At 66.6% G+C, this 19,165-nt stretch carries 27 protein-coding genes; 13 read left to right on the forward strand and 14 right to left on the reverse strand.

Annotation, left to right across the window (positions count from 1 at the left end):
- Positions 1-144: 144 nt before the first annotated feature.
- From metF to MKK70_RS16640, 4 genes are all read right to left on the reverse strand, one after another.
- Positions 145-1,065 (reverse strand): methylenetetrahydrofolate reductase [NAD(P)H], encoded by a 921-nt coding sequence (gene metF, locus MKK70_RS16625; RefSeq protein WP_147728155.1) that lies wholly within the window; start codon positions 1,063-1,065, stop codon positions 145-147.
- A 56-nt stretch (positions 1,066-1,121) separates the two neighbouring features.
- On the reverse strand, positions 1,122-2,132 hold the full coding sequence (locus MKK70_RS16630; protein WP_243934569.1) for an ArsR/SmtB family transcription factor: 1,011 nt from the start codon (positions 2,130-2,132) through the stop codon (positions 1,122-1,124).
- Positions 2,133-2,201: 69 nt separating this feature from the next.
- Positions 2,202-3,128 carry an ROK family protein gene (locus MKK70_RS16635; protein WP_243948965.1) on the reverse strand — a complete coding sequence of 309 codons (927 nt, stop codon included), beginning with the start codon at positions 3,126-3,128 and terminating at the stop codon, positions 2,202-2,204.
- Positions 3,125-4,516, reverse strand: a complete 1,392-nt coding sequence (locus MKK70_RS16640; RefSeq protein WP_243948967.1) for a dicarboxylate/amino acid:cation symporter — start codon at positions 4,514-4,516, stop codon at positions 3,125-3,127. Before MKK70_RS16640 ends, MKK70_RS16635 begins: the two co-directional genes overlap by 4 nt.
- 258 nt (positions 4,517-4,774) lie before the next feature.
- Here MKK70_RS16640 and MKK70_RS16645 point away from each other — a divergent pair, with 258 nt between their 5' ends.
- Positions 4,775-5,200 carry a L,D-transpeptidase gene (locus tag MKK70_RS16645; RefSeq protein ID WP_243934567.1) on the forward strand — a complete coding sequence of 142 codons (426 nt, stop codon included), beginning with the start codon at positions 4,775-4,777 and terminating at the stop codon, positions 5,198-5,200.
- Positions 5,201-5,289: 89 nt separating this feature from the next.
- On the opposite strand, the gene MKK70_RS16650 is transcribed toward MKK70_RS16645, so the two are convergent.
- The 5 genes from MKK70_RS16650 to MKK70_RS16670 form a co-directional block, all read right to left on the reverse strand.
- Positions 5,290-6,210, reverse strand: coding sequence for a hypothetical protein (locus tag MKK70_RS16650; protein WP_243948969.1), 921 nt, complete (start codon positions 6,208-6,210; stop codon positions 5,290-5,292).
- A 265-nt stretch (positions 6,211-6,475) separates the two neighbouring features.
- The gene (msrB, locus tag MKK70_RS16655; protein ID WP_147729550.1) at positions 6,476-6,907 is read right to left on the reverse strand and encodes a peptide-methionine (R)-S-oxide reductase MsrB; all 432 of its coding nucleotides are present in this window, start codon (positions 6,905-6,907) and stop codon (positions 6,476-6,478) included.
- A gap of 61 nt (positions 6,908-6,968) precedes the next feature.
- On the reverse strand, positions 6,969-8,153 hold the full coding sequence (locus tag MKK70_RS16660) for a YihY/virulence factor BrkB family protein (RefSeq protein ID WP_243948971.1): 1,185 nt from the start codon (positions 8,151-8,153) through the stop codon (positions 6,969-6,971).
- A gap of 236 nt (positions 8,154-8,389) precedes the next feature.
- Positions 8,390-8,665: a hypothetical protein gene (locus tag MKK70_RS16665; protein ID WP_147724692.1), complete on the reverse strand. Its 276-nt coding sequence runs from the start codon at positions 8,663-8,665 to the stop codon at positions 8,390-8,392.
- Between the two features lie 157 nt (positions 8,666-8,822).
- On the reverse strand, positions 8,823-9,329 hold the full coding sequence (locus MKK70_RS16670) for a GAF domain-containing protein (protein WP_243948973.1): 507 nt from the start codon (positions 9,327-9,329) through the stop codon (positions 8,823-8,825).
- Between the two features lie 173 nt (positions 9,330-9,502).
- Here MKK70_RS16670 and MKK70_RS16675 point away from each other — a divergent pair, with 173 nt between their 5' ends.
- Entirely contained in the window at positions 9,503-9,745 is a 243-nt protein-coding gene (locus tag MKK70_RS16675) for a DUF6894 family protein (protein ID WP_147724688.1), read from the forward strand.
- Between the two features lie 10 nt (positions 9,746-9,755).
- On the opposite strand, the gene MKK70_RS16680 is transcribed toward MKK70_RS16675, so the two are convergent.
- Positions 9,756-9,995 carry a hypothetical protein gene (locus MKK70_RS16680; protein ID WP_147724686.1) on the reverse strand — a complete coding sequence of 80 codons (240 nt, stop codon included), beginning with the start codon at positions 9,993-9,995 and terminating at the stop codon, positions 9,756-9,758.
- Between the two features lie 193 nt (positions 9,996-10,188).
- Here MKK70_RS16680 and MKK70_RS16685 point away from each other — a divergent pair, with 193 nt between their 5' ends.
- Both MKK70_RS16685 and MKK70_RS16690 read left to right on the forward strand, forming a co-directional pair.
- Positions 10,189-10,512 carry a hypothetical protein gene (locus MKK70_RS16685; RefSeq protein WP_147859570.1) on the forward strand — a complete coding sequence of 108 codons (324 nt, stop codon included), beginning with the start codon at positions 10,189-10,191 and terminating at the stop codon, positions 10,510-10,512.
- A 96-nt stretch (positions 10,513-10,608) separates the two neighbouring features.
- A complete protein-coding gene (locus MKK70_RS16690) occupies positions 10,609-11,043 on the forward strand; it encodes a hypothetical protein (protein WP_243948974.1) in 435 nt (144 codons plus the stop codon).
- Between the two features lie 25 nt (positions 11,044-11,068).
- On the opposite strand, the gene MKK70_RS16695 is transcribed toward MKK70_RS16690, so the two are convergent.
- Entirely contained in the window at positions 11,069-11,371 is a 303-nt protein-coding gene (locus MKK70_RS16695) for a hypothetical protein (RefSeq protein WP_147859572.1), read from the reverse strand.
- Positions 11,372-11,729: 358 nt separating this feature from the next.
- The gene (locus tag MKK70_RS16700; RefSeq protein ID WP_243948975.1) at positions 11,730-13,073 is read right to left on the reverse strand and encodes a tyrosine-type recombinase/integrase; all 1,344 of its coding nucleotides are present in this window, start codon (positions 13,071-13,073) and stop codon (positions 11,730-11,732) included.
- 38 nt (positions 13,074-13,111) lie between these two features.
- On the opposite strand from MKK70_RS16700, the gene MKK70_RS16705 reads away from it, so the two are divergent.
- The 9 genes from MKK70_RS16705 to MKK70_RS16740 all read left to right on the forward strand — a co-directional run bounded on the left by MKK70_RS16705 (position 13,112) and on the right by MKK70_RS16740 (position 17,617).
- Positions 13,112-13,789 (forward strand): hypothetical protein, encoded by a 678-nt coding sequence (locus MKK70_RS16705; protein ID WP_243948976.1) that lies wholly within the window; start codon positions 13,112-13,114, stop codon positions 13,787-13,789.
- A gap of 11 nt (positions 13,790-13,800) precedes the next feature.
- The gene (locus MKK70_RS16710) at positions 13,801-14,046 is read left to right on the forward strand and encodes a DNA-binding protein (protein WP_243948977.1); all 246 of its coding nucleotides are present in this window, start codon (positions 13,801-13,803) and stop codon (positions 14,044-14,046) included.
- On the forward strand, positions 14,043-14,297 hold the full coding sequence (locus tag MKK70_RS16715) for a DUF6074 family protein (RefSeq protein ID WP_243948978.1): 255 nt from the start codon (positions 14,043-14,045) through the stop codon (positions 14,295-14,297). The genes MKK70_RS16710 and MKK70_RS16715 overlap by 4 nt, the downstream gene beginning before the upstream one ends.
- A complete protein-coding gene (locus MKK70_RS16720; RefSeq protein WP_243948979.1) occupies positions 14,294-14,866 on the forward strand; it encodes a hypothetical protein in 573 nt (190 codons plus the stop codon). Before MKK70_RS16715 ends, MKK70_RS16720 begins: the two co-directional genes overlap by 4 nt.
- Positions 14,867-15,175: 309 nt before the next feature.
- On the forward strand, positions 15,176-15,487 hold the full coding sequence (locus MKK70_RS16725) for a hypothetical protein (RefSeq protein WP_243948980.1): 312 nt from the start codon (positions 15,176-15,178) through the stop codon (positions 15,485-15,487).
- A 72-nt stretch (positions 15,488-15,559) separates the two neighbouring features.
- A complete protein-coding gene (locus MKK70_RS16730) occupies positions 15,560-15,775 on the forward strand; it encodes a hypothetical protein (protein ID WP_243948982.1) in 216 nt (71 codons plus the stop codon).
- A 35-nt stretch (positions 15,776-15,810) separates the two neighbouring features.
- Positions 15,811-16,182, forward strand: coding sequence for a hypothetical protein (locus MKK70_RS16735; RefSeq protein WP_243948984.1), 372 nt, complete (start codon positions 15,811-15,813; stop codon positions 16,180-16,182).
- A 212-nt stretch (positions 16,183-16,394) separates the two neighbouring features.
- Entirely contained in the window at positions 16,395-16,517 is a 123-nt protein-coding gene (locus MKK70_RS30665) for a hypothetical protein (protein WP_279603682.1), read from the forward strand.
- Between the two features lie 455 nt (positions 16,518-16,972).
- Complete coding sequence (locus MKK70_RS16740; RefSeq protein ID WP_243948986.1) at positions 16,973-17,617, forward strand: helix-turn-helix domain-containing protein; 645 nt, start codon at positions 16,973-16,975, stop codon at positions 17,615-17,617.
- 567 nt (positions 17,618-18,184) lie between these two features.
- On the opposite strand, the gene MKK70_RS16745 is transcribed toward MKK70_RS16740, so the two are convergent.
- The gene (locus MKK70_RS16745) at positions 18,185-18,337 is read right to left on the reverse strand and encodes a hypothetical protein (protein ID WP_243948988.1); all 153 of its coding nucleotides are present in this window, start codon (positions 18,335-18,337) and stop codon (positions 18,185-18,187) included.
- Positions 18,338-18,500: 163 nt separating this feature from the next.
- Entirely contained in the window at positions 18,501-19,052 is a 552-nt protein-coding gene (locus MKK70_RS16750; RefSeq protein WP_243948990.1) for a DUF3800 domain-containing protein, read from the reverse strand.
- Positions 19,053-19,165 lie beyond the last annotated feature (113 nt).

Consider the following 19,165-nt stretch of genomic DNA (forward strand, 5'->3'; position numbering starts at 1 on the left):
GGCCGCGCAGCGGAGCCCGGAATCCAGAACCGCGACGGGTCCGGAAGGCCGGTTTCGGCTGCCGTCAAAGACTTGTCGGCAAGGTTCGCGCGTCTGGATCCCGGGCGCGCCCGCGGCGCCCCGGGATGACGGGAGGTCGATCGATCAGGCCGCCTTCGCCGTCGCCACCTTCGGTGCCTGGGCGCGCAGGCCAAGCAGGTGGCAGATCGCGTAGACGAGGTCGGAGCGGTTCATCGAGTAGAAGTGGAAGTCGTTGACGCCCTCGTCGACGAGGTCGAGCACCTGCTCGGCCGCCACCGCCGCCGCCACCAGCCGCCGGGTCTCGACGTCGCCATCGAGCCCGTCGAAGCGCGCCGCCAGCCAATACGGCACCGAAGCGCCGGTGCGGCGGGCGAAGTTGGCGGCCTGCTTGAAGTTCTGCACCGGCAGGATGCCGGGGATGATCGGGATGTCGATGCCGGCGGCGCGCACCTTGTCGACGTAGCGCAGGTAGACGTCGTTCTCGAAGAAGAACTGCGTGATCGCCTGGTCTGCGCCGGCGTCGACCTTGGCCTTCAGCGCGTCGATGTCGGCGTCTAGCGAGGCGGCCTCGGGGTGCTTCTCGGGATAGGCCGAGACCGAGACCTTGAAGTCGCCGATGCGCTTGATGCCGGCGACGAGGTCCGAGGTCTGCGCGTAGCCACCGGGATGCGGGCGATAGGCGTGGCCTACGCCCTCGGCGGGATCGCCGCGCAGCGCCACGATGTGGCGCACGCCGGCATCCCAGTAGGACTGCACCACCGCGTCGATCTCGTCGCGGGTCGCGTCCACGCAGGTCAGGTGGGCAGCCGGCTTGAGGCCGCTCTCGGTCACCATGCGGGCCACGGTGTTGTGAGTGCGCTCGCGGGTCGAGCCGCCGGCCCCGTAGGTCACCGAGACGAATTTCGGCCCGAGCGGCGCCAGCCGCTCGATCGAGGACCACAGGATCTTCTCCATCTCCTCGGTCTTCGGCGGGAAGAACTCGATCGAGACGCGGATCGGGTGGTAGCCGTCGCGGCTGGCGCGGTGGCGGTTGGCGTTCGGCATGGGCTTCGTCCTCAATGTCGTTCGGTTCAGACGATCGTGGAAGGGCGTCGGCCGCCTCAGGCGACGGCGCGTTCGGGCTGGATGGCTTCGGGGGCGACACGGCCGTCCGCCGCGAGCCAGAGGGTGACGGTGAGCTGGGCCTGCTCGGTCGGCGCGAGGTCGCGGGTCACCACGGTGTCGAGCCCGGCCTCGGACAGCCAGCCCGAGACCTGATCGGCGGCGAAGCCGAGACGGCGGTGGGCCTGCGACTCGCGCAGGAACTCGAGGTCGTGCGGGGCGAAGTCGACCACCAGCAGGCGGCCGCCCGGCGCCACGAGGCGGGCGGCCTCGCGCAGCGCCCGCGCCGGCTCGTCGAGGTAATGCAGCACCTGATGCACCACCACGAGGTCGAAGCTGCCGCGGGCGAAGGGCGGGGCGTGGATGTCGCCCTGGCGCAGGTCGACCCGCGCCAACCCCATCCGTTCCAGGTTGGCGCGCGCGACCGAGAGCATGGCGTGGCTCGAATCGAGCCCGGTCGCCCGGCCGGCGAGCGGCGCCAGCAGCCCGAGCATCCGCCCGGTGCCGGTCCCGAGATCGATCAGGCTGCGGACCGGACGATTGCCCAAAGCCGCGAGCACCGCCGCCTCGACGGTGGCCTCGGGCACGTGGAGCGAGCGCAGCTCGTCCCATTTCGGTGCCAGCCGCGCGAAGAAGGTCTTTGCGGTCTCCGCCCGCTGGCTGCGGACCGCGTCGAGGCGGGCACGATCCTCGGACAACGGCGCGCCGTCGCGCGACAGGCCGGCGATCAGCGGGTCGACCAGGCCGGCGCGGGTCTCCGCGAGCCGGAAGAACGCCCATGCCCCCTCGCGATGGCGCTCGATCAGCCCGGCTTCGACCAGGAGCTTGAGATGACGCGAGATCCGCGGCTGGGACTGGCCGAGGATGTCGGTGAGGTCGGAGACCGAGAGCTCGCCCTCGGACAGCAGCGCCAGGATGCGCAGGCGCGTCTCCTCCGCCGCCGCCCGCAACACGCCCAGCGCGTCGGGGAAGGAGACCGGTGCCGTCGGGCTGGCGCGATCGTTAGACATAAAGATATCTTTATGTCCGATCGCGGCCGGTGACAAGTACCTTTTCGCGCGTCGCGGGCGAGCGCCGGGCTATCCGGCGTTCCACAGCCAGGCCGCACCGCGCACGCCCGAGGCGTCGCCATGCAGGCTCTCGCGGATCGGCGTGTCGAAGCGGTCCGAGAAGACGTGCGGTGCGGTCGCCGCCGGCAGGCCGGCGATCAGTTCCGGGACCCGCGAGAGCCCGCCGCCGATCACGACGACATCGGGATCGAGGATGTTGACCACGTGCGCGACGCTGCGGCCGAGCCGGTCGAGATAGGCGGCGAAGGTCGCTGTCGCGACGACGTCGCCCTCGCGCATCGCCCCGACCACGGCCTCGCCCGAGACTGCGATCCCGGTGCGGCGGGCGTGGTCGGCCGCGAGGCCCGGCCCCGACACCCAGGTTTCGATGCAGCCGCGACGTCCGCAATAGCAGGCCGGGCTGGGCCGCTCGTCGTCGCCAGGCCGCGGCAGCGGGTTGTGGCCCCATTCCCCGGCGATGCGGCCGCGGCCGGCGAGCGGGCGCCGATCCCAGGCGATGCCCGATCCGACGCCGGTCCCGAGGATCACCGCCCAGACCAGGCTCGACCCGGCGCCTGCGCCGTCGACCGCCTCGGACACGGCGAGGCAGTTCGCATCGTTCTCGATGCGGACGGACCGTCCGAGCGCGGTCTCGAGATCGGCACCGAACCGTTGCCCGTTGAGCCAGTGCGAGTTCGCGTTCTTCACGAGGCCGGTGGCCGGCGAGATCGCGCCCGGCATCCCGACGCCGACCGTGCAGGTGCCGCCCGCCTCCGCCTCCAGCCTGGCGACGAGGTCCGCGATCGTTCGCACCGTGCCGGCGTAATCGTTCCGGGGTGTCGGAAGGCGGGCCTCGGCCAGAACGCGACCGCCGGCATCGAGGACGATGCCGGCGGTCTTGGTGCCTCCGAGATCGATGCCGAGGCGGTGGGCCGCCCCGGTATGCGATGCGCTCACTCCGCGGCGGCGACCTTCGGCGCGCGCGGACCGCTCTCGACCGTCATCGGCTCGGGCGTCTCGTCGGAGATGTGCGTGCCGATCGAGACGGGGTGCGCCATCACCTGGTTGAGCTTGGCCTTGTCGAGCTCGCCCTCCCAGCGGGAGACGACCACGGTCGCGACGCCGTTGCCGATCAGGTTGGTCAGCGCGCGGCACTCGGACATGAACTTGTCGACGCCGAGCACCAGCGTCATCGCCGCCACCGGCACCGGGGTGCCCGGGATCGCGGCCAGCGTCGCCGCCAGGGTGATGAAGCCCGCGCCGGTGACGCCCGAGGCGCCCTTCGAGGTCAGCATCGCAACGAGGAAGATCGTCGCGTACTGCCCGAAGGTCAGGTCCGCGCCCACCGCCTGCGCCAGGAACAGCGTCGTGAGCGTCATGTAGATGTTGGTGCCGTCGAGATTGAACGAGTAGCCCGTCGGGATCACGAGGCCGACGACCGAATCCGAGGCGCCGAGGCGCTTCATCTTGGTCATCATGTGCGGCAGCACCGTCTCCGACGAGGAGGTGCCGAGGACGATCAGGAGCTCGTCCTTGATGTAGGCGAGGAACTTGAAGATCGAGAAGCCGCAGAAGGCCGCGATCCCGCCGAGCACCACGAAGATGAACAGCAGCGAGGTGGTGTAGAAGGTGCCGACCAGCCAGGCGAGGTCGATGACCTTGCCGATGCCGTACTGGCCCACCGTGAAGGCCATCGCGCCGAACGCGCCGATGGGAGCGAGCTTCACGATCAGGCCGATGATGCGGAAGAACACCTGGCCAGCCGCGTCGATGCCGTGGGTGATCGCCTCGCCCTTGGCGCCCATCCCGGTCAGCACGCAGCCGGTGAGGATCGAGATCAGCAGCACCTGCAGCAGGTCGCCGGTCGCCATCGCGTCGAAGAAGCTCTTCGGGATCAGGCCGAGGATGTGCGCGACGGTGGAGTCGGCGGCCGCCTTGCTGGCGTAGCCCTCGACCGCCTTGGCATCGAGCTTGGACAGGTCGGCGCCGAAGCCTGCGCCCGGCCGGACCACCTCGCCGACGATGATGCCGATCAGCAGCGCGAAGCTCGAGACGACCTCGAAATAGATCAGCGCCTTGAGGCCGACGCGGCCGACCTTCTTCAGGTCGCCGATCGAGGCGATGCCGTGCACGATGGTGCAGAAGATGATCGGCGCGATCATCATCTTGATCAGGGCGATGAAGCCGTCGCCGAGCCACTTCATCGACTTGCCCCAATCTGGGCTGAGGTAGCCGAGCAGGATGCCGAGCGCGATCGCGATCAGCACCTGGATGTAGAGCACCTTGTACCAGGGATCCGGGCGTATCGCCTTCTCGGTCACCGCTACGTTCGTCGAACCGTGCATCGCCTGCGCCATGATCTCGCCCGTGCACGCTTGCCGTGCACCCTCCCATTTGGCCGGAGGCTAGCGAAGTTGGCTTCGGGCCTCAACGGCGGCTGAGTATTTCGACACGCCGAAGGTGTGACAAAAACCTGTTCCTACAGGAAAAACGGTCTTTTCGCGGCAGAGTACAGTGGGCACTGAAGTCATCGCGGTCGCGTCGAAGTCGACGCCGGACGTCCGCGTCCGTCGGCCGATCTTTCCGAGCACCGGAGCTTCGTCGTGCCCCTCGTCCGTGCCGTCCTCACCGCCGCGAGCGGTCTCCTGAGCCTGGCCCTCGTCGTTCCCGCGAGCGCCGGCATCGTCGCCCAGATCGACCAGTCGCGCCAACGCATGCGCGTCTACGTCGACGGGGCGCTCTCGCACGATTGGCCGGTCTCGACCGCACGGAACGGCTACGTCACCCCGAACGGCAACTTCCGGGTCGGGCTGATGGCACCGATGTGGCGCTCGCACAAGTATCACGGCTCGCCGATGCCGCACGCAATGTTCTTCCGGGGCGGCTACGCGATCCACGGCACCTACGCGGTGGGCCATCTCGGACGGCGCGCCAGCCACGGCTGCATCCGCCTCGCGCCCGGCCATGCCAGCCGGCTGTTCGGCCTCGCCCGCAGCCATGGCGGCGCCAGCGTGATCATCCGCAACTGAGGTCGCCCGCCAAACGCGAAGGACCGCCGCTGCGGGGGCAACGGCGGTCCTCGAAGGTCGGTGACGTCGGGGTCCGAAGCGGCAGACGCTCAGGTCTGCTGCGTGCGCCGGGGGCGGACGGTCCAGCGTTCGAAGGTCGAGGCCGGATCGTCGGAGGCGGGCTCCTGCGGCTGCTGGATCGCGGCGCCGAGGGCCTGGGACAGGCTCTCGATCACGTCGTCGATCCGCGCATCTTGAGGTGCCGTCTCGGCGGCGGCTTCCGGCTCCGGTGGGTGGATGGCTGCGGGCTCCGGCGCCGGCTCGGCTGCGGCCGGTTCCGGCGCGGGCGGCGGCGCCTCGACGACGGGAGCCGCGGCGACGGCGGCGGCCACCGGAGCGGCGGCCGGCGCACCGGTGCCCGCGATCCGGCGCAGCGCGTCGACGACGCCGTCCTTCTCGGCGGGCTTCTCGCCCGAGCGCGTGTTGGCGCCGTAGCGGCCGAAGCCGAAGCGCGGCTCGATCAGGTCGAGGACGGCATCGAGGGCGGCATTGCTCAGGCCGATCTCGCCGGTGGAGGGAATGCCCTGGAGCGCCAGCGCCTGGCGGTCGTAGGCGGCATCCTCGGTCACGTCGCGGCCGAACCAGGTCGGCGCGGTGAAGGCCGACGCCTCGCCGGCCTCGTCGAAGGTGACGCTGACGAGATCCAGGCTGCCCGGGCTGACGTAGCGGTCGATCACCGCCTCCTTCGTCCCGAGCGACACCGCCGTACGGTCGTAGGCGGCCTTGCCAGAGCAGACGTCGAGCAGCGCGTCGCCGTGCGCGCGGGGCACGTCCGTGCGCTCCTCGGCGGAGGCGCCCTCCGCATCCTTGGTGATCAGGACGAGATGGCATTGCTGCCCGTCGACCCGGACGAACGAGGTCCGCCCGCCCTGCGGCGCGAAGTAGCCTTCGGTGATACGGGCGCCGCCGCGCTCCTTGCGGATCAGACGCACCAGGGCCGGTGCCACGAGAAACCGCCGGACGACGCTCATACTCAACCTCCGCTCAAGGACGCTCCGGCGGTCGGTGACCGCCGGCCGTTCGGCCCGTTCTGCTCCGTGCGACGAAGACCGCTGGAAAGGCCGCGCCACACGCAGAGCGCGAGGCCGTCCCGCGGGTCGATCCTGGCGGCGCACGCGTCACGTCCGCTTCGGACAGGGCCTTCGCTGCCCATCGATCACTCAGGGACTAAGCAAAAAGCCGCCGAAATCAAGACCGCGGCGGCGCAGGACCTTGGATAGCGTTTACTATCCTGCCTCAAACCGAGTCCGGCCCGGGCTCCTTCGGCGTGAACGCCAGGGATGCTCCGTTCATGCAGTATCGAAGGCCGGTCGGCGCCGGGCCGTCGTCGAAGACGTGGCCGAGATGCCCCTTGCAGCGCGCGCAATGCGCCTCGGTGCGTACCATCCAGTGGCTGCGGTCGACCTGGGTCTCCACCGCGCCGGGCAGCGGCTCGAAGAAGCTCGGCCAGCCGGTGCCGGACTCGAACTTGGTCTCGTTGACGAAGAGCGGCGTGCCGCAGCCGGCGCAGGTGAAGGTGCCGGGACGCTTCTCGGCCAGCAGGCAGCTCGTTCCGGCGCGCTCGGTGCCGTGCTCGCGCAAGACCCGGTACTGCTCGGGCGAGAGCACCGCCCGCCACTCGGCCTCGGTCCGGGTCTCCGGCGCCGACATCGTGTCCGATCCGCTCATCGCGTCCTCCGCATGCATGATCCACCCGATATGGGGCCGGAGGGCTGACGCTGCGAGCCCGTCACGCCGCCGCGCCGACGGTGTCCGCCATGCGCGCCTCGCGCTCGCCGAGCGGGAGCGCCGCGCCCGTCGTGGTGTCCTGCCCAGTCTGATGCTCGATCTCGGCGTTGATCTCGCCGCCGAGCAGCACGATCGTCGAGGAGATCCAGATCCAGGTCATGAAGCCGATCACCGCGCCGAGCGACCCGTAGGTCTCGTTGTAGTTGCCGAAGCTCGCCACGTACCAGGAGAACAGCAGCGAGGCGACGAGCCAGAGCAGGCCGGCGACCAGGCTGCCGACGCCGACCCAGCGCCAGCGCGCGCGCTCGCGGCTCGGGCCGTAGCGGTAGAGCAGCGACAGGCCACCGAGCAGCACGAGGACCAGGGCCGGCCAGCGCAGGGCCGCGACGTACCAGGCGCCGGCGCTGATGCCGATGAAGTTGAACACCACCGGCAGCACCACGATCGAGGCGAGTGCGAAGATCGTGAACACCAGGGCGCCGACGGTGAAGGTGAGCGAGCGCAGGTTCAGCATGACGAAGCTGCGCTTCTCCTCCTCCTCGTAGACGACGTTGAGCGCGTCGAACATCGCCTTCATCGCGGCGTTGGCGCTCCACAGCGACAGCACCAGGCTGGTGAAGAACGTCAGCCCGAGGGTGCCGCCGCCCTTGGCGGCGATGCGCTTGACCTGATCGCCGATGATCTCGATTGCCCCGGACGGCAGCACGCCCTGGAGGCTGGCGAGGTGATCGTTGATCACGTTCACGTCGGCGAACAGGCCGTAGCAGGAGACGAGCGCCGCGACCGCCGGAAACAGAGAGAGCAGGGTGTAGAAGGTGACGCCCGCCGCCACCGACAGGACCCGGTCCTTGTTGAACTCGAGGAAGGTGCGCACCGCGACGTCCTTCCAGCCGGCGGCGGTGATCTCGGTCGGGTTGGTCGCGGCGCGGCCGCGCTCGGGCTGGGTCTCGGCGATGCGCTGGGCCGCCCGGCCGGAATGCGAGCGCGCTCCCGCCTGCCCGCTCGGCGCCACTCGCTGCGGCGGACGCCGCTCGACCACCCGCTCGGCCGCGGGCTGGACCGCCGGCGTGCCTTTCCGGGTCTGCGCCGCCACGAGGGCGATCAGCGCCGATCCCAGCATCAGGATCCAGACGACCGAGCCGTCCTCCGACGACGGGCTCCTCGGACCGGGGTTGGGCGTAGACATTCTGAGAGGACCCGGGCGCGAACAGCCGCGCTTCCCGGCTAGAACGTCGGCTGCTGCGGTGCGTTCCCCGGCGCCCACCACGCCGGCCGGTCTTCCGCGGGGCGGATCGGGCTTTCGCGATCGCGCGCGGGGGGTGGCGAAGGTTCGACCGTTCGTCGAGTCCGCACCGGCGGCGCGTCTCATCGCAGGCGGATGCCGGGGCTGGAGCCCGGCACCCGATTCAGGTCGGCCGCGACTCAGCGGGTCGGTGCGGCGGTGCCCTTCCCGGATGCGCCGGGCGTCGAGCCGGCCCCGGCATCGTTGGCGCCGGTGCTGTTGGACGTTCCGGAGCGGCTCTTGTCGCCCGTTGTCGGGCCGCTTCCGGCCGCGCCCGGGGACGACCCGGCACCGGCGTCGTTCGGGCCGGTGCTGTTCATGGTCCCGGATTTGGTGGTGCCCGAGCCACCCTCCGCCGCGATGGCGGCCGACCCGAGCATCAGCGTGCCGGCGAGAGCCAGCGTGAGGATTTTCATGGCGTTTCTCCCTGGTTTCGGCGTGAACCACGCGTTTGCTAACCCAGGGTTGGGGTGCGACGTTCCGGCACAGCGCGGGCGTTCTTCGGGGATCGTCCCGGCAGCCCATGGCTTCGATCCTGCGCGACGCGTCGGGACGCCGATGCGGGGGGCCTGCTCAGGCGCTGAGTGCTGGCTCCAGGAGGGCGCCGCCTGCCACCGGGCGCATGCGCGCGAGGGCTGCCGTCGCCATGTCGGCGAGCGATTGCAGGCGCGAGACCGTGGCGTCGTCGGGCTCGACCCAGGCGCTCCAGTAGGCGCCGAGCGCCGCCACGGGCTCCGGCACTCCGATCGGGATCATCACCAGGCTGCACATCGCCGTCGCCAGATACGCTTCGACGGGCAGGCGACGATCGCCTTCGATGTAGGGAACGACGGCCGGGCGCTTGTTCAGCATGACCCAGCCGGAGATGCAGTCCTGCAGCCGGAAGCGGCGCCCCTTCCACAGCGGCCGGATCGCGTCCTCGGCGACGTAGTGGCAGAACTCGCCGTCCCGCAGCACCACCGAGATGCCGTCGGCGCCAGCGATCGTACGGGCGGTGTCCCGCAGGGCGGCCACCAGGTCGGGCAGCGACGAGACCCTGAGGAGCCGGGCGCGAGCCTCTTCGAGGCGTGCATCATCCATGGCGCGCACCCTATCAGCCAAGCGGCTCCCGTGCACGCGATGCGAAGCATCCTGCGGAGGTTTCACCGCGGCCGACGACGCCACGGTCCGGGTGCGACCTGCGACCACGTATCCGTACCGGACGCCGCCCCCTGCGTAGTACGGAGCGGGCTTGCCGACGGCAGGTGCGCGCGATGCCGCTGTTCTACATCGACCTTCACGACGGAACGAACTTCGTCCGCGACACCCAGGGCTTCGACCTCCCCGACATCGCGGCCGCGCAGGCGCGGCTGGTGCAGGTGATGCGGCGGGTGGCCCAGCTGCTCGACGCCGTCTCGGACCGACAGGACTACCTCGCCATCGTCCGGGACCAGAACGGCAAGGTCGTCATGCGGGCCACCCTCACGCTCGATCTCGAGGAGGTGGACGCGGTGTGAAGGGCCGCCATCAGTTCCGCGCGCCGGGCGACCGGAACAGGTAGTAGCCGGCCGAAAGCATCGCCTCATGGGCCTCCAGCGACTGGAAGCCGGCCGGCGGCCGCTCGCCCACCACGGTGCCGCTGAACTCCCAGATCGCGCCGTCGATGAAGCGCGGGACCGGACGATCCTGCCGGACGGCGCAGCGCAGCTCGGGCCTCCGGCGGCGACGGAAGACGTTGAAGTCGGCGTAGGCGGCGGGCCAGTGCATCGGCATCCCTGCGGTGGCGGGCGGGTCTCTAAGCATCCGCCGGACCAGTTCGCCACCCGGTCGCCGCCCCGCCCTGCGGCCAAGCCCGGGACAGATCCCGGAGGCATGTCGGGAGCGAGCTTGACCGAACCAATGGTGGCATGCCTCGTTCCTTGTTCGTTCTCACCGTGGGTTGAGCCAGGGAGTCGATGCGGTGCCACCGAGACGGCCAGAGGTCCCATGCCTCGCGGCCTACCCCTTCATCGTCGTCCGGGTGGCCTGCACCCTTTGCCCGCACCGGAGCGGAAGCTACCGCCTCGCGCGCCTTGCGGCGAAGTTCGGCCCGGAGACCCCGCTGGCGGACGTGCTGGAGCGCATCGCCCTCGATTGCCCCTGGCGGGAACGACCGGGCGCGCGAAGGGGCAACCAGTACGTGCCAAGGTGCCAGGCCCACTTTCCGGATCTCGACCGGGCCGGCCCGCCCGACCTGCCGCCGGGCATGGGCGGTCTCCGGCTGATCCGAGGGGGAAAGCGGTGAGGCGCGCGGAACGCGACGGACGTGAAGCCCGAGCGGCCTTCGGCACGTTGACGCGGATGGCGCGAAGGGGCGCCTTTCCCACAGGAGCGCTCGCCGATGCGAAAGGTCCCCGCCCGTCTCGCCGCCGCCGCGGCGGTGCTCTGCGGCATCGCCGGGCCGGCCGGGGCGGAACCCGAAGCGCGAGCGCGAGCCAACAACTGGGCGGACATGCGGTCCGCCCTCGCGACGTGCTGGACGGTGCCGGCGGGCACGGACGGCTCGCTCCTCGCCTACCGCTTCGGCCTCGACAAGACGGGGGCGATCCGCGGCACGCCGCGCATCATCGCGCGCCAGCTTAAGGGCGATGCCGAGGCGCAGCGGCACTATCAGGAGGCGGCCGACGCGGCCCTCGCCAAGTGCTTTCCGATGCCGGTCACGCCGTCCTTCGGCGCGATCCTCGGCGAGAGCCCGATCTACCTGCGCTTCGTGAACACGCCGCCGACCGGAACGTATCAGCTCAACAGCAACATCACCGTGTTCGCCCCGCGATGAGCCCGCCATCCGGCTCACCGGGCACTCACGGCGCTTCGGGCCGCGAACGCTCTTGGCTGGCATAGAGCGCATCCTCGGGCGTCAGCAAGCCATCGATGGTGAAGGACGAGACTTCGCGGACCTCGCCGTGAGCGAGGCGCAGCTGTTCGACCTCGGCCCGAGACAGAAGACCGGCAATGCGATCCACCCGCCACCCGTCCGGCATCGCGCCGGACACGGTCCGCAAGGCCTCGCCATCGGTGTCGGCATAGGTGCCGAACACCATCACCTTATGGCTTCGGTCGTCGTCGGCGTTGGGTGCCAGCACGCTCACGCGATAAGGGATCATTGGTGCCTCCAAGTCGGAACTGAGTTGACGAGACCCAAGTAACGCAATCGCGGCGGACTTGTCTTAATTTTTGATGATTGTCGATCCTGCGATTGGGCGCGAAGTCCCGCGGGCTTTCCTCACGCGGAACCCTTCCGACGGTCCCGATCGTCCGAAGGAGGTATCGGAGATGCCCTGGTCGACGATGCGGTGCGGGGCAGAGGCGGCACCAGACGCGATGCCGAATCGTAGAACCGGACGATGATTGGGTGCCGATGCCGACAGCGTCTCGCGCCGTCTGCGGCCGCACGGAGCGGTGGCGACCCCGGTTGGGCTCGAACCAACGACCTGCCGCTTAGAAGGCGGCCGAAGCGTAGAACTAAGCTATTGCGGAGGCTTGGGTTTCGGAGGCGTTGTCGTTGCCGTGTTGCGCTCGTGTTGCAGGCTCAGCCGCACCGAGCACGGAAATCTCACCCGCGGTGATCGCTCGGCGGTCCGTCCGGCCGGCATCGAACAGGTGGCCGTAGACCCGCTGCGTGAACTCGGGGCTCTCGTGCCCTGCCCATTCGGACACCTGCTTGATCGCGGCCCCCTCATCGATCCACAGGCTCACGGCGAAGTGCCGGAAGCTGTGAGCCGTCCACCGCGGCGAGCCGTCGGCGGAGACGATGCCGAGGGCGATCTGAAGCGGCGCGAGCTGACGGTTGACGATGTTCGGATAGCCGATCGGCGTCCCCTTCTCTGACGGGTAGACGAGACCGTTGGCGCGTTCGCTCGTGGCCTTCCAGTTGGCGAGGATCCCGGCGAGCTGCGGGCCGACGGGAACGCTGCGAAGGGCCGCCACGGTCTTCACCGCGTCGCGGACGTTGTAGCGGTCGACCGCCTCGCGAACCTGAAGATCCTCCGGCCGAACACGGCACCAGTCGAGTCCCCTCGCCTCTCCGATCCGCAGGCCGGCGAGCGCCAACGTAGCGAGGAACGGCCGGAGCCAGCGTGCCGCGTGGAAGGTGTCCACCTCGGCCGTGGGGTGTTCGGCTCGGAAGGCGCGCACTGACCGAATGGGGTGCGCCGTGTCGATGCGCCGAACATCGATCGTGCGAAGCCCTGCGGCCGTCCGCTCGCGCGCGATTAGGAACAGTGCCTCTGTGTCCGCCGCGGTCGCCAGGAGCGCCCTCACGACCTCCCGCTCGGGAATGTGCACGGTGTTCTCGGCCTGCCGGATCTCCGCCCGCCGCGTCTTCCTGCGGCTGCGTAGTGACCGGACCGGGTTCACGTAGGCGAGGCGGCGCCGAATCGCCTCATCGTAGACCGCACCGAGGACGATCCGGGCCCGGCGGCAGGTGTCATCTGTCCGGCCTTCGGCCTTCAGCTTCTCCAACCAATCGCCGATATCGGCCGGGTGCAGCTTCGGCAGCAGCCGCGTGCCGAGGAACGGCGCCACGTGATTCCGGTAATAGACCCGGTAATTGTGGATTGTGGCGCCGGCCGCCTGGTCTGCTTCTAGCGCCGTGATCAGCAACGCGTAGGCCTGATCGACCGTACTGGCGGCCCGGTCCGGCACGTGGCTTCCTACTGCCACCTCTCCCCGCACGCGGACCATGAAGGCATCGGCCTCCTTCCGTGTTGGAAATTGCTTGAAGCGTCGTTCGCCACCGCTGTCGTTGTAGCTCGCCAACCAAGCGGTTTTTCCGCTCGGCAGCGTCCGCTTTCGAATCGTCGCCATTGAGTCTCCTCTCCACGCCTTGGAAAACCGCACCGTGTATGAAGCACCATGCGATTTTATCTGCTACGATCGCAGATAACGCTTGCAGGCTTCATTTGCAACGGTTACAGAAGAAGCGGTCGGACGCAATGGCACTTCTAAGCACCCTGGTGGAAAGGATTGCAGAAATAGAAGGCGTCGAGACCGCGTATGCGAGCGGCGTTGCTCGCTATCTCCGAGAGGCAGGACTGCTCACTCAGGCCGGCCGGGGCCGCGGTGCAGCACATATGAGCTCCTTTGATGCAGCCCGATTTCTGATTGGCTTGAATTCCTCGATTACCGCGAAGGATGCGCCTAAGTTTGTGAAGTATTTTGGAGACCTCAAAAACGTCTGGAAGACGCAGACTGAATATCCTGGAGTATGTGAGGAAGGGCAAAGCCTACTTTCGGCCATTGTCGAGCTTGTAGAAATTTGCGGAAAACCGGAACTAAAGCTTAAACTAGAATCAGCTGAGCTTGAAATCGAGGTTCAGTTTAATCGCCCTGTTGCTCACGTCTTTATTTTAATCAATGAGACGACGGAGGATGAGTTCGGAATTCCGAGCACTCGACGTGTTGGACGAGGTTTGTATGGATCGCCCATTGCTTTGGCAAAACGAAGCACTCCCGACAGGCGCGAAGTAATAACGATAAGTCAAAGAACTCTGTTAGTAGTATCGGATGTTATCTCTAAATAAAAGGATCAGTAATGAGCACGCATGCAGCGCGCCTCTCTGGCGCGAACGATACCGGCTTGCCTCTAGCTGAGGATATGATGACCGGAGCTGAGGCAATCGCCAAATTCATGTTTGGCGATGCGACCGAGACGAACAAGCGCCGCGTCTACCACGCCGCCGACAAGCTCGGTCTTCCGACATTTCGACTCGGCGGCACGCTGTGCGCCCGTCGCAGCACGATCCTACGGTGGATCGAAGCCCAGGAGAGCGCCGCGTGACAGCGATCGTCCTGCCCTTTCCACGCTCCCGCGACCGTGCGTTCATCAGCCGGCACGCCGACCACATGGCGAATGCAGCGACGACGGCGAAGGCAGAGGCGCACCTGCAGCGCCAATTGCAGATCCAGCGGGGCACCCTCGAACGCCGCGGTGTGACGCTCGAGATGATCCAGGCGGAGCTAATAGCGATCGAGGGGAATATCCGGGCGGGGTACTGCCGCTCGTCGGCAGTTCCGGGAGGCGTCGCGTGAATAACGACCACCTCTTCGGCCGAAAAGCCGACGCAACAGGAAGGTCGACGACGGAACTCGCTGACTCGAAACACCGCAAGCGCAATCAGGCACCGGGTGGCGAGCCCTTCATCTGGCTCACGAAGGAGATGATCGAATCGCCAACCTGGCGCGTGATGTCCGGGAACGCCCGATTGGTAGTGGATCGGATCGCCATTGAGCACATGAGCCACGCGGGCACCTTGAATGGCGCTCTGCCGGTGACCTTTGACAATTTCGAGCAATTCGGGATCCGGCGGGGAAGCATCGTTTCCGCGATCAACGAGGCGGTCGCAATGGGGTTCGTCGACCTCGTCGAGAAAGGAACACGGGGTTACGGCGATCTTCCAGGCAAACCGAACCTGTTCCGTCTCTCATGGCTGCCGACGGCAACCGGTGAGCCTGCGAATGCACGATGGCGGCGATTCCAGACTCTCGCCTCCGCCGAACGTGCCGCGAAGCAGGTTCGCCAATCCGCCGCAGCGCGACGAGCTCCACGCAAAAAACAAGAGGCCAATTCAATTCCGCAATTACGAAGGGCGGCGGAATAAATTCAAAAGCCAGTGACGCAAGCGTTACCGTTTCCAGTGACGCTAGTGATACTCACGACAGTGACGGAAGCGTCACTACAAGGCCCAGTGACGGAAGCGTCACTACTCTTAATATCTTGCGAGGACGGGCCTACGGCAGCGGGGAACGCGCGGAGCTCGTTCTAGGCATCCATCATTCCAGAGATCCGCCGCGACCTGTGGCGGTGTGCAGCCGGGCTGACGCCCGAAGGAGCAGTCATGTCTGAAAAATAAAAGGACGTTCACCGCGTCTCTACCCTGATCCACCCGGCGGTCACGATGGCCGTTGTTATGGCTGAGAAGAGCTACGCCAATGCCGGCCGCCGTGATTTCACCGGTGCCGAATTTGAGCAACTGCTGGATTCCGTCTGCATCGGCGATGACTGGAATAATCCGCCCGTAGATCACCGGACGCTCGTGCTGATGATGATGGCCGCGCTGCAGTTCGGGATTTGGGTTGAGCAGACCGTCTGCCCTCTGGCGACCCGAGCAGCTCTCGAGGCTGTCGAAACGCAATCCTACGCCCACGGTGCGGTCACGGCGGGGATGATCGTCGAACTCGGCAATCTCGCCAATCAGCTTGCTGCAACGGCCCGACGCTGAACGAAGCGGCTCGGGAAGCGCCGGCCAGCGCCCCCGAGCCTCGACCAAACCCTCTCAGCAGGAAATCCGATCATGAATATCGATATCACGGCTCCGGCCGACCCGCACGCACGCCCTCGGCGTGGCCCTGTCACGGTCGCGATCGCCGCGATGCGCGACGCTGATCCCGAGCGGTCGGCACTTCAGACGCTCCGTGCTTCGCTCCTGTCTCGAATTACCGACGACCTGGCGCGGCTCGATCGCCTGCAGGACATCGGCAATCGCCTCGAATTTGGAGGGCAGGCCTGATGAGCACCGACGGATAAAGGGCCTTCGCCACGAACGTGCCGACGCCCAACCCCAATAAGCCGCCGGCCACGATACGAGGCGGCTTCATCATCGTCAGGCGAGATGATCGAAGGGGCCGGCTGATCACCCTCGGGGAAACACCTTACGACCATGCCTTCGCCGGCGAGGCGAGAGCTCAGGCCGTCGTAATGGCCGAGCGCCTCGGTAGCGAGTTCGCGGTGTTCTGTGAGGTCGACGCGGTGCTGCCCCCGCCTGTCGAAGTGGTGACCGAAAAAGCGCTGATCGAACCCGAGCCGTCGCCACCGCTGTCGCCCGCGCCCGCTGTGCAGGAGCCGGCATCTCGGCCACTTGTCGTCGTCGAGCGCCGCACCAAGCGTCGCCCTGCGATCGGAGGGCGTGCATCATGACGGGCCGAAAGCGGATGCACCCCTGGATGTCTGACGGTTCGCCCGAGCAGGAATGAGCGGTCGCGCAATTCGAGGCGGTCCGCGCCTTCGGGGAAATTAGCGATCGGGCCGAATTGCTGGCCCTTGCCGAGGCTGCACATCGTGGCCCACTCGAGCTCGCTCGCCGAATGCGGTGGACCGAATATGGAATGGGCCCGGACGTCAGGTCTGTGATGAGCCTCGCCGAGTTCTGGGCACGTCTTTACGGCGAGGACTCTGACCTGAACGCACCCTATCCGGCTGCTTACGCCTATGCCTTCCAGACCGTCGCCCCCTACCTGACTTCGACCTACTGATAATTCAAATCTCGATGGTCGCCGCCGCTGGTGGTGACCATCCGCCAGCGCGAGGCCGTCGGACCGTGTCTGCAAAAAGAAAAAAAGAAGCGGCCGAGGATGTGGCGACCACGTGCGCGCGGCACCCGACCGGGAGCGTGGAATGACGGCCGGCCTTCAGACCTTCGCTAAGGTCCTCGCTCTGCACGACAGCACCTCGAACCCGGCCAGAAGGCGGCGGCCGCTGCACGGATGAAGACCCTTGCCCGTAAAGCCGGGCTCACCGTTGAGCAGGCCTTGTCCAAATTGGACGCCCCGAAGGCGCCCGCTCGGGCTATGGCTGATTCCTTCGCCGAGTTCATGAGCCAGCCCGAGTTCGGGGTGAGTGGATCAAGCGAGATGCGCGCCTGCGGATCGAGGTTGCGGCGATCCTTGAGCGGCACGGGTCGGAAGGTGCGGTGTTCGCGGATACCCCAATGGAAGAGGCCTTGCGCGCCGCGTGCGAGCCGCTCCTCGGGCCTCATGAGACGTGGGAAATGGATTACCACCTCGACGGCTGGGGCAGCCTGGGGTCTCGTCACCAAATGCCGGCCACTGTGCGGGATGCCGTCTGCCAAGCATGGCCAATGCCCGAGACCGTCGCTGCGACATGGGCTGGATACGAGGCCACCGATCGCCTCACCCGTGAGCGTTACACCGTCGACGGCTATCACGAGCCGCACCTATTCACCGAGGCGCGCCAGCAGATCGTGGCAGAGATCCTCAACACCCTGCCGGCGCGCTCCCTCCACGATATGCGCGCACGCGGAGCGTGGCTGAGCCATTGGGCAGACGGCGAGGCTGAGCAGAGCAGAGACGACCACCGCGCCGCGGTAGCCACCCTGCGCGCCGATATTGAGCGCATGGGACAGCGGCTTCGCGAGCGAGACGAGACCCCATCCTATAGTTCAAATCCGAGCCAGACCGGCCCCTTCCATTCTGTACAGGCACGCCGCCCAACCCGAGCCGAACGGCACGCCGCTATTCGTGCTCTCCTGGCTCAGGGGCATGGCGATCGGGAAATAGCTCGGCGCCTCGGGATCTCACCGACGACGGTCGGTGCTGTTCGACGATCTGCGTAGGCGGCCTGATACCTTCTGCACGCCATCGCCTCGATCCAGAGCGCAACGGCGTGCAACGGTGATCGTCGGTATCAGCCAATTTGGGATTCGAGATTTGCCAAAATAGGTGAGCCTGAAATTCTGGGACGCCGAAAAAGTTTTGTGCGCTCGGCACCTGGTGGGGTTGGAGGCCCTAGACCTTCAGACTTTCGATGCCCCCCCCCTCCCGCGAGGGCGAGCCGAGTGATTGCGCCATCCGATCGAATTGATTGGTTCCTCGAATTCCGCGGGACCATTCAACCCTTCGCTGACCAGAGCAGGGGGGGGTCAAAACTCTGGAACCGAAGGGGGCTCTCACCGCATCAGGTGCCACCGATATGTTTTAAATTCTGACCGGCCTAGAAAAAACTGGTCGACTGGCCACCGGGAATAAGCCGGCGTCGAATTTAATTTTCTGCCGAAATTGCAAAAAATTCGAATTCTCTTTCCCACCTGCGCGCTGGCCTGCTTCACGAGCTTCAAAGAAAGGTGGTCCGAGATCTGGGGTTTCGAATTAGGCCAATAGGAATGAGCTGGAACCTTTTTTGCTCACATCCGTTCCACCGGCTGAATGGGCATGGTTTTTTGCCGCCATGTTTTTTCAGGCTCATTTTTCCCTTGAGCAAAAAAGGGAATGGCGGTAGAAAAGGGGCGCAGGAAGGTCCTGCAGGTGACTTGTCCGGCCGCGCGCTTGTCGAGCACCGTGGTTACCCGGTGGATAAAACCCCCGGTTGCCGACCACACTCCTTCCTGCCAAGTTTTTGAAAAGCCGCCTCATATGGGCGGCTTTTCGCATTTCTGGCTATAAAACCTGAATGCCATAGCGCTCGTGCAGACCAGCTGCATTCGTATTTTCGTTGACGATTCATTTGCGCGAGTACGCCACCACGTCCGCGAGCTGCAGCATACGGGAAGCGGCTGAGTCGATTTTTGCCACGCTGTTTACGCCTCGGAAGCTGCCGCTTTCCGCGCGAGCTTTTTCGATCGCAGCATCAAAGTCTGCATGGCTATTGTGGTGGTTGATATCGAGAATAAGATCCACGTTCCCGATTGTGTCTTGCTTGAGCACCTCACTCCGAAAACGCTTCAGCCCGATTTTTACGGTTTCGACCAAAGCGCTGGCATAAAGCGTCGGCGCAGAACCACCGACGGCGCCGCACTTTCGGTTGAGCATCAAGATCGAGTTCTTAGGAACGCCTTGCCAAAAGCGATCTAACAGCCCCTGCAAGTATCCATCATCCATTTGGACGGCGTGCACTTCGTTGGCGCTCGACTCCAGGCGGTCGCTAAAACATTTATCGATGCGCCCAGCTTCGCGCGCGAGCATGATGGTAGCGCCTAGATAGAGGTCGCCCGCTCCCGCGGTGCCGTACTCATCCACGAAGCAAAGCACTTTCTTATTGAGTTGCCCGGCCATGCACCTTTTCCGACTTTAGGTCGGCCTAATGTGCCGGTGAGTAACGAGCAAGGACTTGGACAGTGGTGAGCATGGTGGGCAGGCGCTTCACCGCAACAGCACAGACCTAATAC

Source organism: Methylobacterium sp. E-041, assembly GCF_022829665.1.
Lineage (GTDB): Bacteria > Pseudomonadota > Alphaproteobacteria > Rhizobiales > Beijerinckiaceae > Methylobacterium.